This is a genomic window from Pseudomonas sp. 57B-090624, from assembly GCF_003234055.1.
GTDB lineage: Bacteria > Pseudomonadota > Gammaproteobacteria > Pseudomonadales > Pseudomonadaceae > Metapseudomonas > Metapseudomonas tohonis.
Genome location: NZ_QKRU01000054.1, coordinates 37,232 through 49,810, shown reverse-complemented (window position 1 = coordinate 49,810; position 12,579 = coordinate 37,232). Strand labels below are relative to the sequence as shown.

General features: G+C 66.9%; 11 protein-coding genes. 8 read left to right on the top strand and 3 right to left on the bottom strand.

What is annotated here, in order from left to right; genetic code table 11:
* Positions 1–113: 113 nt before the first annotated feature.
* The 4 genes from DMX10_RS22935 to DMX10_RS22920 all read left to right on the top strand — a co-directional run bounded on the left by DMX10_RS22935 (position 114) and on the right by DMX10_RS22920 (position 5,015).
* Positions 114–950: an enoyl-CoA hydratase-related protein gene (locus DMX10_RS22935; protein ID WP_111263249.1), complete on the top strand. Its 837-nt coding sequence runs from the start codon at positions 114–116 to the stop codon at positions 948–950.
* 48 nt (positions 951–998) lie between these two features.
* A complete protein-coding gene (locus DMX10_RS22930; protein ID WP_111263248.1) occupies positions 999–2,522 on the top strand; it encodes an NAD(P)/FAD-dependent oxidoreductase in 1,524 nt (507 codons plus the stop codon).
* Positions 2,515–3,678, top strand: a complete 1,164-nt coding sequence (locus tag DMX10_RS22925) for an FAD-binding oxidoreductase (protein WP_111263247.1) — start codon at positions 2,515–2,517, stop codon at positions 3,676–3,678. The genes DMX10_RS22930 and DMX10_RS22925 overlap by 8 nt, the downstream gene beginning before the upstream one ends.
* 230 nt (positions 3,679–3,908) lie before the next feature.
* Positions 3,909–5,015, top strand: a complete 1,107-nt coding sequence (locus tag DMX10_RS22920; protein WP_111263246.1) for a YheT family hydrolase — start codon at positions 3,909–3,911, stop codon at positions 5,013–5,015.
* Between the two features lie 27 nt (positions 5,016–5,042).
* On the opposite strand, the gene DMX10_RS22915 is transcribed toward DMX10_RS22920, so the two are convergent.
* A complete protein-coding gene (locus DMX10_RS22915) occupies positions 5,043–5,411 on the bottom strand; it encodes a hypothetical protein (protein WP_111263245.1) in 369 nt (122 codons plus the stop codon).
* 384 nt (positions 5,412–5,795) lie between these two features.
* Here DMX10_RS22915 and DMX10_RS22910 point away from each other — a divergent pair, with 384 nt between their 5' ends.
* From DMX10_RS22910 to DMX10_RS22895, 4 genes are all read left to right on the top strand, one after another.
* Positions 5,796–6,245, top strand: a complete 450-nt coding sequence (locus tag DMX10_RS22910) for a GNAT family N-acetyltransferase (protein ID WP_111263244.1) — start codon at positions 5,796–5,798, stop codon at positions 6,243–6,245.
* Positions 6,142–6,528 (top strand): helix-turn-helix domain-containing protein, encoded by a 387-nt coding sequence (locus tag DMX10_RS33720; protein ID WP_371921722.1) that lies wholly within the window; start codon positions 6,142–6,144, stop codon positions 6,526–6,528. Before DMX10_RS22910 ends, DMX10_RS33720 begins: the two co-directional genes overlap by 104 nt.
* Before the next feature lie 531 nt (positions 6,529–7,059).
* On the top strand, positions 7,060–8,406 hold the full coding sequence (locus DMX10_RS22900; RefSeq protein ID WP_178083000.1) for a glutamine synthetase family protein: 1,347 nt from the start codon (positions 7,060–7,062) through the stop codon (positions 8,404–8,406).
* A 192-nt stretch (positions 8,407–8,598) separates the two neighbouring features.
* Entirely contained in the window at positions 8,599–9,036 is a 438-nt protein-coding gene (locus DMX10_RS22895; RefSeq protein WP_111263242.1) for an EF-hand domain-containing protein, read from the top strand.
* Positions 9,037–9,175: 139 nt separating this feature from the next.
* On the opposite strand, the gene DMX10_RS22890 is transcribed toward DMX10_RS22895, so the two are convergent.
* A complete protein-coding gene (locus DMX10_RS22890; RefSeq protein WP_111263241.1) occupies positions 9,176–11,374 on the bottom strand; it encodes an OsmC domain/YcaO domain-containing protein in 2,199 nt (732 codons plus the stop codon).
* A gap of 153 nt (positions 11,375–11,527) precedes the next feature.
* A complete protein-coding gene (locus tag DMX10_RS22885; protein ID WP_111263240.1) occupies positions 11,528–12,490 on the bottom strand; it encodes a GlxA family transcriptional regulator in 963 nt (320 codons plus the stop codon).
* Positions 12,491–12,579 lie beyond the last annotated feature (89 nt).

Here is a 12,579-nt window from a genome sequence, read left to right as displayed (position 1 = left end):
GGGCCTTTGTTCCGGGGGCTTCGGGGCGGGGCGATCTTAGCATCGGGAAATATCTTGACGGTGCTAAGATTTAAATCTTAGCATCGCTAACATTCAGCCCCGAGGTGCATCCCATGGATTCAAGATATGCGTGCTTCGCGCTCAGCATCGACAGCGGTGTCGCCCACTTGCAACTCAATCGCCCCGACAAGGCCAACAGCCTGACGCGGGCCTTCTGGAGCGAGCTGCCGGAAGCGGTAGGGCGCCTGAGCCGTTCCGGCCAGGTGCGGGCGCTGGTCATTTCGGCGCAGGGCAAGACGTTCTGCGGCGGCCTGGACATGCAGATGTTTTCCACGGCCAAGGAATTCCATGCCAGCAGCCCGCAGGAGCGGGAGCTGCTGCAGGTCAACCTGGAGCGCATGCAGGGGGCGCTGAATGCCCTGGAGCAGGCGCGCTTCCCGGTGATCGCGGCGGTGCAGGGCGCCTGCATCGGCGGTGGCTTCGACCTGATCGCCGCCTGTGACCTGTGCTTCGCCAGCGAGGCGGCCACCTTCCGCATCGAGGAAACCAACGTCGGCATGATGGCCGACCTGGGCGTGCTGCAGCGCCTGCCACGGCTGATCCCGGCCGGCGTGGCGCGCTACCTGGCGTTGACCGGGGACACCCTGGGCGCCGCCGAAGCCTACCGCCTGGGCCTGCTGGCCAAGCTCTTCGCCACGCCCGAGGCGCTGCTGGAGGGGGCCTTCGCCGCCGCCCGCAGGATCGCCGAGCGCCCGCCGGTGGCGATCAACGGGATCAAGCGCGCGATGCTCTACAGCCGTGACCACGGCGTCTACGAATCCCTGCAGCACACCGTCCTGCTGCAGAGCGCCATCCTCAGCGGGCAGGACATCCTGCGCTCGGTGGGGGCGCGGGCGGCGGGTACGCCGGCGCAGTTCCCCGACCTGCTCGAATTGCAGGAAACCTTCTGAGGCCTTTTTTCCAACCCAATCTTATCGTTGATAAGTTCGAGGTGATCGATGACGCATTACGACGCCGTGGTGATCGGCGCCGGCAACGCCGGGCTGACCGCCGCCACTGCGCTGCAGCGGGGCGGCAGCCGCACCCTGCTGGTGGAGCGCCACAACATTCCCGGGGGCTGCGCGACCTCCTTCGTGCGCGGCAACTTCGAGTTCGAGGTGGCGCTGCACCAGCTCAGCGGCCTGGGCACCGAGGACAAGCCGTTCGTGATGCGGACGTTCTTCGACAAGCTCGGGGTGCTGGACAAGGTCCAGTTCATCCAGGAGCACGCCTTGTACCGCCTGGTGGTGCCCGGTGAGCTGGACGTCACCCTGCCGGCCAGCTGGTCGGGCATCCGCCGCCTGCTGCAGGGCATGTACCCCGCCGAAAGCGAGGCCATCGAGCGCTTCATGCTGGTGTGCGAGAAGGTCACCCTGGAAAGCTTCATGACCCTGCCGCAGGCCAGCCGCAGCAACAGCGAGGCGATGCTCAGGTCGCTGTGCCCGTACTACGTGCAGTACGGCTTCCGCCCGGCGCGGGAGGTGCTGGACGAGTTCTTCGCAGACGCCAAGCTGAAGAACATCCTCGCCACCTACTGGCTCTACCTCGGCGTGCCGCCGAGCATGCTGCCCTTCGCCGACCTGGCGACCATGCTCTACGCCTATGCGGTGTTCAAACCCTGGCACATCAAGGGCGGCTCCCAGGCCATGTCCAACGCGCTGGTGGGGTCCTTCCTCGAAGCGGGTGGCGAGGTGCGCTTCAACTGCGCCGTGGAGCGGATCCACACCGAGGAGGGGCGCGTCTGCGGTGTCACCCTGGAAGGCGGCGAGCGGGTCGGGTGCGACGCGGTGGTGTCCAACGCCAGCCCGCTGATCACCTTCAACGAGCTGCTCGACCTGCCGCAGCCGCCGTCGAAGGTGCGGCAGGACTTCAAGTCTCGGCGCATGGGCACCTCGGCCTTCGTCATCTACCTCGGCCTGGACTGCACGCCGCAGGAGCTGGGGGTGACCACCGCCTCCAGCTTCATCTACGAGACCCTCGACGAGGAGCAGATCCACGCGCGCATGGGCAGCCTGGAGCCGCCGCTGGGCGGCATGCTCACCTGCTATAACCTGGAGGACCCGAGCGCCGCCCCCGAGGGCAAGAGCCAGGTGGTGCTGGTCTGCCTGCAATACGGCGATGTGTGGAAGTCGGTGAAGCCGGAAGACTACGCGCAGACCAAGTACGCCTTCGCCGAGAAGCTCATCGCGGTGATCGAGAAGGTCTACCCGAAGGTGCGCCAGTACATCGAAGAGGTCGAGGTGGCCACGCCGCTGACCATGATGCGCTACCTCAACACGCCCGGCGGCGCCATCTACGGCTTCCAGCAGAGCGCGCAGGACTCGGCGCTGCTGCGCGAGCGCCTGGACGCGGCGCCGGGCCTGTACATGGCCGGCGCCTGGACCTCCATGGGCGGTTTCCAGCCCACCTACATGGCCGGCGAATCCACCGCCCGCGCCGTACTCAAGCACCTGAAGGCGAAGAAAGAGGTGGCCCATGCCTGAGCACAACCCGTTGAACGCGATCGCCGGCTATGCCGAGGCCTTCGCCGCCAAGCTGGCGCTGGAGGAGGGGGGCAGCGACTTCCAGGAAGTGCGCGGCGAGGTGGGCAGCACCGTGGTGCAGCTGCACCCCAAGCGCCTGGCGCTGGAGGTGGCCGAGATCATCGACGAGACCCCGAGCACCCGCACCCTGCGCCTGGTGGCGGCCGACGGCCAGCCGCTGCCGCCATTCCAGGCGGGGCAGTACGTCAACCTGTTCGTCGAGATCGACGGCGTGCACACGGCCCGGCCCTACGCCATGTCCTCCTCGCCGCTGCAGCGCATGCACTACGACCTGACGGTGAAGCGGGCCCAGGGCGGCTTCGTCTCCCACTACCTGCTCGATGGCGTGAGCGTGGGGCAGCGCCTGACCAGCTCCGGGCCGATGGGCACCTTCCACCACAACCCGCTGTTCCATGGCGACGACCTGGTGTTCCTCGCCGGTGGCTCGGGCGCGGCGCCGGCCCGCAGCATCCTGCTGAACATCCTCGACCGCCAGCCGCCGCAGCGCCTGCACATGGTCTACGTGAACAGCCATGTGGACGACGTGATCTTCGCCGAGGAGCTGCGCGAACTGGCCGCGCGCCATGCCAACTTCACCCTCAGCGAAGTCATCTCGCGCCCGCCGGCAGACTATGCCGGGCACAGCGGTCGCCTGACCCTGGAGACGCTCCAGGCGCTGTTGGGCGAGGTCGGCGAGCGGATGTACTACATCTGCGGGCCGACGCCGTTCAACGACAGCTGCGTGGCACTGCTCGGCGAGCTGGGCGTGGCCCGGCGGCGCATCCGGGTCGAGGCCAACGGTGCGCCGAAGACTCCGCACGAGCAGGCCGGCTGGCCGGCGGGCGTGGCGCTGGAGGATGAGGTGCAGGTCACCGTGCGCGGCCGTGGCAGCTTCCGCAGCCAGGTCGGCGAGCCCCTGCTCAATGCCCTGGAGCGCAACGGCTACTTCGTGGAGAACGCCTGCCGCTCGGGCGAGTGCAGCCTGTGCCGGGTCAAGCTGGTGGCAGGCAACGTGTTCAACCCGCAGGAGGCGCATCTGCGCCAGTCCGACCGTGACTTCGGCTGGATCTATGCCTGCGTGGCGTTCCCCACCGGGGACATCGAAATCCTGCTGTAACGCGGCGCGGGCGGCTCGTCATCGCGGGCCGCTCGCCGGCAACCTCGCGGCGTTCGCCCCGGACGCGCGCAGGGCGTCGAGCGGCTGGCCGCCTACAAGGTGCCCAGGCGCATCGGGTGCCGCGCGCAATTGCCCAAGCCGTCCATCGGCAAGATACTCCGGGCCCAGCTGTGCACCTGAGCGGGCATGGGCCCATGCCGGGCAGGTTTCTTTCTGATTGAGGAGTTCCGATGTCGATCTGGATCACCGCCTTGCCCGTGCTGGCGGTCGGGCTCGGCGCCCACTACCTGCGTACGGCGGCGCGCAAGCCGGAGCTGGTCTATCAGGCCAACCCGGAGAACCAGGCGCTGATCGCCCAGGTGCCGCGCCTCACCCGGCGCTTCTGGGCGACGCCCTGGCTGTTCAACGGCCACCTGCAACTGCTTGGCCTGGGCCTGAAGAAGGCCTTCGCCCCGCGCCTGGCCTACGACCGGGTCGACACCCTGCGCATGGCCGATGGCGGCACCACGGCGCTGCACTGGCTCGGCGCCGAGCTGCCGGCGGAGGTGCCGACCCTGGTGGTGCTGCACACCATCACCGGCTCGCCCCACAGCATGCGCGGCTTCGTGCGGGACCTGCAGCGGCTCACCGGCTGGCGCGTGGTGTTCTGCGAGCGCCGTGGCCACGGCCGGCTGCCGCTGACCAGCCCGCGCTTCAACACCCTGGGCGACACGGCGGACCTGCGCGAACAGCTGCGCCTGATCGGCGAGCGCTACCCCCGCTCGCCGCTCTACGCCGCCGGTATTTCCGCCGGCACGGGGCTGCTGATCCGCTACCTGGGCGAGGAGGGCGAGGCGACACCGTTGCGCGGCGCCTTCGCCTACTGCCCGGGCTACGACATCCGCGTGGCCTTCGCCCGCTCGCGCGCGCCCTACACCCGCCTGATGGCGCGCAAGCTGGTGCGCCAGTTCGTCACCCCCAACCGCGAGGCACTGGCGCACCTGCCCAGCCTGGCCGCCCTGGAGGGCGCGCAGAGCCTGGATGAGTTCCACCGCCACCTGTACGAGTGCGCGGGCTACCCCAGCCAGCAGGCCTACCTGGAGAGCTGCAACCCGATCACGGTGATGGAGACGGTGAGCATCCCGCTGCTGGTGCTCAACGCCGAGGATGATCCGGTGTGCGTGGTGGGCAACGTGCGCGACCACCAGCACGCCATGGCACGCATGCCCAGGACCGTGCTGGCGGTCACCCGGCGGGGCAGCCACTGCGCCTACCTCGCCGGCTTCACCGCGCGCTCGTGGGCGCATCACCTGGCGGCCGAGTTTCTCCGGGCGGTGGACGTGCAAGCCCGGCGCTAGCCGCTACGCGGCCCGGTTCAGCTTGAGCTAGACACGCTTCAGCACATGCTGAGTGCGTGGTGTGCCGCCGAAAGATATGGTGAGAGTAAGGGTGTATCCATCACGGGAAAGCAGCAGGTTTACCGGAAGATCCGAAGCTTCGAATGCAATATCCGATTTCGACTTAAGTTGCCCGCTCAAGTGGATAACGTTAGGGAAACCGAACAGAGCAAACAGCTCAACAGATTGGCCAGCGGCACCAACAACTCCAGCCATTTGCACCTTGTCCCTCATGCGGAGCTCAATCATCTGGCCGTGTCCCGAGCGCGTTATCTGCAATAGAGCTGCATCATCGAGCGATCTGTACGTACCGGCCAGATGTTGCATGAACTCAAGAGCGGGAATATGCGTGATCATTTCGAGCGCCGGGGCGTTGTGGTTGAAGGGGGATGTCAGGGTGTCTCAGGCAAACTCATCTGCCGGCGATGTCACCAATGCCAGGCGATGGTAGGTTGCCAGCAATGCCATTCTTATGAGCGGCATCATGATATGGAAATTACAGCGAGCGCTTTGGGTTTGGCGTGAGGCCTGCTGGTAGCTGCATTCATATATCGTGCATTCCTTTGGCTGGCTCCGGTGCCTAACTTACGGAAAGTAGCTGAATGGATGGCGATATGTCATCAGGAAACGTGGACCCTTTTCGACGCTCCGTGCTGAAGTCGACGGCGGGCCATCCAGTTGCTGGTTCTGTTTGCCTCTGCGCCCGAACCGGCCCTATCAAACTCGAATACGGTGACTCGATTGACTGACTATGCCTGCCTGCTGAAAACCCCATCGGTCCAGGTCTACCAGGCCCTGCGCCTGGGTTCCGGCCTTAGCGGCAAGACCGATGAAGCTGCGGCCCGGGGGCTGCCCAATACGCTCTTCGCCGTCCAGGTCCTGCATGGGGAACAGCCCGTCGGGATGGGGCGGGTCATCGGTGATGGCGGCTGTTTCTTCCAGGTTGTGGACATCGCCGTCCTCAAGGAGCACCAGGGCAAGGGCCTGGGGAAACGCATCATGGGCGAGATCCTGACGTACCTCCAAGCCCATGTTCCGGCGAGCGGTTATGTCAGCCTCATCGCAGACGGCCAGGCGCAGGACCTGTATGCGCAGTTCGGGTTCGTTCATACCGCGCCGCGCTCGGTGGGCATGGCGTACAGGCCGTCGGAGGCGGCGGAAAGGCGCCGGGCGCCCGATAACGGCTCCTGATCCGCACGGTTCCCTTCCGGCTGATGGGGCAGGGACGGATGCACCGCCGCCTGCTGGCCGAGGGCAGCAGCTTCAGGCAGGTACTCAAGGAGGCCCTGATGCGCTCGCCCTGGAGCGCATCAGGGCCGGGCGGCTCTCGGTGGAGGAGATCGCCCAGTTGCTCGGCTACAGCGACGTGGCCAACTTCAGGCGGGCGTTCAGGCAATGGGAAGCCGTGGCGCCGTCGGAGTACCTGCGGGTGCAGGGCGAGGTGCTCAGAGCCGCCTCCCGCCATGCAAGTTGACCTGTTGCCCCAGGCGCCTGACGGGTCGGCCGCTGGCGGCGGTTTCTACGCATTCTTTATGGCGTGCCGTCCTGGCCATCTAGCTTCGTAACGCAGTAGCGGCGGATTCTCGGTGCGACCCATCGGGCCCAGCCTCGCACCTTGCGCAGGCCTGCCCGGCTACCCAGGGAAGACGTGATCCATGTTGAACTCCATGCCTCGAGGCCTGCTCACGGGCCTTGCCTTCCTCCTGGCGGCGGCGATCGCTACGCCCGTCGACGCCTACCCACACCCGCGCAGCGCTGGGCAGGGGCCGTCCAGCCCCGCCGCTCAGAGTCCCTGGCACGAACCGCGTGGCAAGGCCGCAGCCCCCGGTGAGCCGATGAACCTTGCTGGGGCCGATGTCGTCAGTCCGTGCCCGACGACGGGTGCTGGAGTGGCGTCCGTCCGATGCAGCGTGTCGGCACCGAGGGCGGCGAATGCTCCCTCAGCCTGGGCGGCATTGCGGCGTTCGATGGACCCGGTGACCCGGGACCCTGTCCGGGCCCCCTGATGCGGATCCAAGGAGAAACAAACGTGGATTCCCTCTGCCCCGACCTGCTGGCCGAGGTGCGCGCCTTTCGTGCGCAGCACCCGCAGGTGCGCCATGTCGATCTGATCTCCCTGGATATCCCGGGGCATTTCTACGGCAAACGCTATCCCGTTGAGCTGCTCGAGAAGGTGGCGGCCGGAAGTGCCCTCAAGCTGCCGCAGAACTGTGTGTTGCTGGGGGCGCAGGGCGGGATGTTCCAGATCGGCCGGTACTGCTTCAATGATGGCGACCCCGACGCCCGGCGTCGCCTGGTTCCCGGCACCTTGAAGCGGGTTGGCTGGGAAGCGCAGCCGCTGGGGCAGATGCTGATCACTTCCGAGGGCACCGAGGCTCCCATCGCCTTCGAGCCCCGTGAGGTGCTCGCGCGGGTCCTGGCGCGCCTGCGGGGCAAGGGCATCCATCCGGTGGTGGCCTTTGAACTGGAGTTCTATCTGTTCGCCGCCCAGTTGAGCGACGGCCTGCCGCAATTCCCTCGCGATCCGCTGACGGGCGATGCGGACGACCAGCCGAACATGCACATCGAACGCCTGTCGCGCTTTTCAGTCGTGCTCGATGAGATGGTCGAAACGGCTCGGGCCCAGGGTATCGACGCCACGGCCATCACCGCCGAGCGTGGACCTGGCCAGTTCGAGATCAATTTCAGCCACCTCGCCGACGGCCTGCGGGCTGCCGACTGGGCGGCCCTGTTCTGTCGCAGCACCCGAGGCGTGGCGCTCAAGCATGGCTACCGCGCCAGCTTCATGGCCAAGCCCTACCTGCAGCACGCGGGCAGCGGCATGCACGTACATGTCAGCCTCTACGACGAAGCGGGCGACAACCTGCTGGCGGCAGGACGGCAGTCGGCATTGCGGCATGCGGTAGCCGGTTGCCTGGAGCTGCTGCCCCACTGCATGCCCGTCTTCGCGCCGAACCACAACGCCCTGCGCCGCTACCGCGGTGCGGTTTGGGCTGGCTGGGGCTACGAGGACCGTAACGCCTGCCTGCGGATTCCAGAATCGGACCCGGGTAACCTGCGCATCGAGCATCGGCTGGCCGGTGCCGACGCCAATCCCTATCTGGTGCTGGCGACCATCCTCTGCGGGATGGAGATCGGCCTGGAGCGCCAGCGTGAGCCGGAGGAAAGCCAGGTCGGCGGCCTCGCGTTCCCGCAGGACATGATCGAGGCGGCTCGCGCCATGCAGCACCGGCCGGAACTGCGCGAGGGACTGGGGGCGGAGTTCGTCGATATCTACTGCGAGAACAAGCGGCAGGACCACCTGGCTTTCATGCAGGAAATCGGGGCGAACGAATACCGCTGGTACCTGTAGGAGAAGGCGGCAGGGCGTCACCCAGGCGATGGACAGGGGCCGGGCGCCCGACAACGGCTCCTGACCCGCACGGCCCTGGGCTAGTGCGAGTGTGCTAATTGACCCCCCGCCCATGGCGCCTCTAGATTCCAGCGCTCACCAGCGGGGTGCCTGTGGCGTCCGGCTGCCACCTCGGCAAAGGATGGGCCCGCCATGCGTTCTTCCCTCGTGTACCTGTTGTTCGCCCTGCTGCTGTTCACCCCCCATGGGATGGCGGCCGAAGTCGAGGCGATCTTCCGCTCGCAGGACACCGACGGTGATGGCGCGATCTCCGTGGCGGAGGCGCAGGCCGCGGCGCCGGCGGCTTTCGCGGCCATCGATCGCGACGGCGACGGAGTGGTGGGCGTGGACGAGATCGCCGCGAACATGGTCGCCGAGAGCGGTCCGGACATGGCCTGGCCGGCACCGGTGTTGAACTCGGTGGCGCAGAAGACGCTGGAATACTGGGATGCCAACCACGACGGCAAGGTGACGGGGCAGGAGTATGCGGACGCCTCGGTCGCACTGATGCTGCTGGCGGACTCGGACGGTGACCGCAAGGTGACCCGCGAGGAGCTGCGGCGCTTCCGGGGGGAGGCCCCCACGCCCTGAGTGAGCGTCGTCGGGAGGTCAGGCGACGCGCTTCGAGCGCCTCGGCCATGGCCGGCTCCTGCCGCGTCACCCCCGCGAACGCGGGGGCCACCGACCCCATCTCCTCGCAAGCCGAGGCTCGCGTATTGCGGCTGCCCGGTCAGTTGGCTGCCGCTGCCCTGGCCCGCGCCGCATGCAGCTTCTTGTAGCTCTCCACCAGGCGCAGGTGCCGGTCCAGACCTTCCAGTTTCAGGCTGGTCGGCGTCAGGCCGTGGAAGCGCACGCTGCCGTCCAGCGAGCCCAGCACCGCGTCCATGCGCTCGTTGCCGAACATGCGGCGGAAGTTGGCCTCGTAGTCGGCCATGTCCAGGTCGTCGTCCAGGGTCACTTCCAGCGCCGCGTTCAGGGCCTGGTAGAACAGGCCGCGCTCGACGGTGTTGTCGTTGTACTGGAGGAAGGCTTCCACCAGTTCCTTGGCGTCTTCGAATTTCTTCAGCGCCAGGTGGATCAGCAGCTTCAGCTCCAGAATGGTCAGCTGGCCCCAGACGGTGTTGTCGTCGAACTCGATGCCGATCAGCGTGGTGATGTCGGTGTAGTCGTCGACCTCGGTGTTGTTCAGGTTGCGCAGCAGCGACTTCAGTTCGCGGTCGCTCAGGCGGTGCAGGTTGAGGATGTCGGCGCGGAACAGCAGGGCCTTGTTGGTGTTGTCCCAGATCAGGTCCTCCACCGGGTAGATCTCCGAGTAGCCGGGCACGAGGATGCGGCAGGCGTTGGCACCGAGGTCGTCGTAGACCGCCATGTACACCTCCTTGCCCATGTCTTCGAGGATGCCGAAGAGGGTGGCGGCCTCCTCGGCGTTGCTGTCCTCGCCCTGGCCGGAGAAATCCCACTCGACGAATTCGAAGTCGGCCCTGGCGCTGAAGAAGCGCCAGGACACCACGCCGCTGGAGTCGATGAAGTGCTCGACGAAGTTGTTCGGCTCGGTCAGCGCGTGGCTTTCGAAGGTCGGTTGCGGCAGGTCGTTGAGGCCCTCGAAGCTGCGGCCCTGGAGCAGCTCGGTGAGGCTGCGCTCCAGCGCCACCTCGAAGCTCGGGTGGGCGCCGAAGGAGGCGAACACGCCGCCGGTGCGCGGGTTCATCAGGGTCACGCACATCACCGGGAATTCACCGCCCAGGGAGGCGTCCTTCACCAGCACGGGGAAGCCCTGTTCCTCCAGGCCCTGGATGCCGGCCAGGATGCCGGGGTACTTGGCCAGCACGGCCTGGGGCACGTCCGGCAGGGCCAGCTCGCCTTCGAGGATTTCGCGCTTGACCGCCCGCTCGAAGATCTCCGACAGGCACTGCACCTGGGCTTCGGCCAGGGTGTTGCCGGCGCTCATGCCGTTGCTGAGGTAGAGGTTCTCGATCAGGTTGGACGGGAAGTACACCGTTTCGCCGTCGGACTGGCGCACGAAGGGCAGGGAGCAGATGCCGCGCGCGGTGTTGCCGGAGTTGGTGTCGTACAGGTGCGAGCCGCGCAGCTCGCCGTCCGGGTTGTAGATCGCCAGGCAGTGTTCGTCGAGGATCTCGGCCGGCAGGGCGTCCTTCGGGCCGGGCTTGAACCAGCGCTCGTTCGGGTAGTGGACGAAGTCGGCGTTGGCGATGTCCTCGCCCCAGAACTGGTCGTTGTAGAAGAAGTTGCAGTTCAGCCGCTCGATGAACTCGCCCAGGGCCGAGGCGAGGGCGCTTTCCTTGGTCGATCCCTTGCCGTTGGTGAAGCACATCGGCGAGCTGGCGTCGCGGATGTGCAGCGACCAGACGTTGGGCACGATATTGCGCCAGGAGGCGATCTCGATCTTCATGCCCAGCCCGGCGAGCAGGCCGGAGAGGTTGGCGATGGTCTCTTCCAGCGGCAGGTCCTTGCCGGGGATGCAGGTGCGCTGGCCGCTACTGGTGGGGATCAGCAGCGCCTGGGCGTCGGCGTCGAGGTTCTCCACCTCTTCGATGATGAACTCGGGGCCCTGCTGCACCACCTTCTTCACCGTGCAGCGGTCGATGGAGCGGAGGATGCCCAGGCGGTCTTTCTCGGAGATGTCGGCCGGCAGCTCCACCTGGATCTTGAAGATCTGCGCGTAGCGGTTCTCCGGGTCGACGATGTTGTTCTGCGACAGGCGGATATTGTCGGTGGGGATGTCGCGGGTCTGGCAGTACAGCTTGACGAAGTACGCCGCGCACAGGGCCGAGGAGGCCAGGAAGTAGTCGAACGGCCCCGGGGCCGAGCCGTCGCCCTTGTAGCGGATCGGCTGGTCGGCGATCACCGTGAAGTCGTCGAACTTGGCTTCGAGGCGGAGGTTGTCGAGAAAGTTGACCTTGATTTCCATGCGGGATACCGGCGTAAGGAGTCGAGCGGTGAAGGAGGGCGGTGTGGCCAGGCGGGCAGTTTACGCCGGGCGGCGCGTGATGCCTGCCTTTCAGGGGGACGGCATGGAAGCCGTCCGCCCGACGGAAGTCAACCCCCGGAGGCCGGGGCGCGGTCATGAGGCCCGGAAAAAGCGCTTGCGGAAGGCTGCCGGGGAAATGCCGACACGCTGGCTGAACAGGCGCCGGAAGGAGTTGCTGTCCTCGTAGCCCACCCGGCTGGTGATCTCGTCGAAGCCCAGGCGCGTGGTCTCCAGCAACTGCTTGGCCTTCTCCAGGCGCAGGGCCTGGAGGTAGGCCAGCGGCGTGGAGCCGGTGGCCTCCTTGAAGCGCCGCTTGAAGTTGCGCACGCCGAAACCGAAGCGCGCGGCGAGTTCGTCGATGCCCAGGGGGGCGGTGAAGTTGGCCTCCATCCAGTCCTGCACGCGCAGCACCGCCTCGTCGCCATGGCCACGCGGCATCGACCAGCTGACATAGACCGATTGCTCGCTGCGCGTGCCGTCGATCAGCAGGTAGCGGCTGCACTGCTGGGCCAGCTCGCGCGAGGCGAAGCGGCGGATCAGGTGCAGCAGCAGGTCCATGGCCGCGCTGGCACCGGCGCTGCTGATGAGGCGGCCGTCCTCGCAGAGGATGCGCCGCTCGTCCAGCCGGACCTCCGGGTAGCGACGGCGCAACAGGTCGGCGAAGGCCCAGTGGGTGGTGGCCTCGATGCCGTCGAGCAGCCCGGTGTCGGCGAGCATGAAGCTGGCCGTGCACATCGACGCGATGACCGCGCCCTGCCCGTGCTGGCGGCGCAGCCAGGGGCGATACCGTTCGAAAGCCGGCAGGGCCTCGCGCAGGCTGAAGAGGAAGCCGGGAATCAGCACCAGGTCGGTTCGCGCCACGTCATCGATTGCGGCGTCCACCGCCATCGTCCGACCCGAGGCATTGGCCACCGGCTGCCCGTCCAGCGAAGCCACGCTCAGGGTGAATGGCGCGGGGGCGGGGGCGGCGAAGCGATTGGCCGCATCCAGTATCTCCAGCGCCAGGGCGGCGCTGGCGTGCGAACTGTACTGGGCGAGCAGGAGCGTGACGTGCATGGGGATTCTCTTGCGCAAGTCGCATGGTATTAGTCATTTGTGCACCTACCTTATCGCAACCGCGCGCTCTAGAGTGCGGCACTCGTCGT

Excerpts from the sequence above, each read along its gene's own strand:
- DMX10_RS22935 (WP_111263249.1), top strand. The coding sequence starts at position 114 with ATGGATTCAAGATATGCGTGCTTCGCGCTCAGCATCGACAGCGGTGTC.
- DMX10_RS22930 (WP_111263248.1), top strand. The coding sequence starts at position 999 with ATGACGCATTACGACGCCGTGGTGATCGGCGCCGGCAACGCCGGGCTG.
- DMX10_RS22925 (WP_111263247.1), top strand. The coding sequence starts at position 2,515 with ATGCCTGAGCACAACCCGTTGAACGCGATCGCCGGCTATGCCGAGGCC.
- DMX10_RS22920 (WP_111263246.1), top strand. The coding sequence starts at position 3,909 with ATGTCGATCTGGATCACCGCCTTGCCCGTGCTGGCGGTCGGGCTCGGC.
- DMX10_RS22915 (WP_111263245.1), bottom strand. The coding sequence starts at position 5,411 with ATGATCACGCATATTCCCGCTCTTGAGTTCATGCAACATCTGGCCGGT.
- DMX10_RS33720 (WP_371921722.1), top strand. The coding sequence starts at position 6,142 with ATGCGCAGTTCGGGTTCGTTCATACCGCGCCGCGCTCGGTGGGCATGG.
- DMX10_RS22900 (WP_178083000.1), top strand. The coding sequence starts at position 7,060 with ATGCGGATCCAAGGAGAAACAAACGTGGATTCCCTCTGCCCCGACCTG.
- DMX10_RS22895 (WP_111263242.1), top strand. The coding sequence starts at position 8,599 with ATGCGTTCTTCCCTCGTGTACCTGTTGTTCGCCCTGCTGCTGTTCACC.
- DMX10_RS22890 (WP_111263241.1), bottom strand. The coding sequence starts at position 11,374 with ATGGAAATCAAGGTCAACTTTCTCGACAACCTCCGCCTCGAAGCCAAG.
- DMX10_RS22885 (WP_111263240.1), bottom strand. The coding sequence starts at position 12,490 with ATGCACGTCACGCTCCTGCTCGCCCAGTACAGTTCGCACGCCAGCGCC.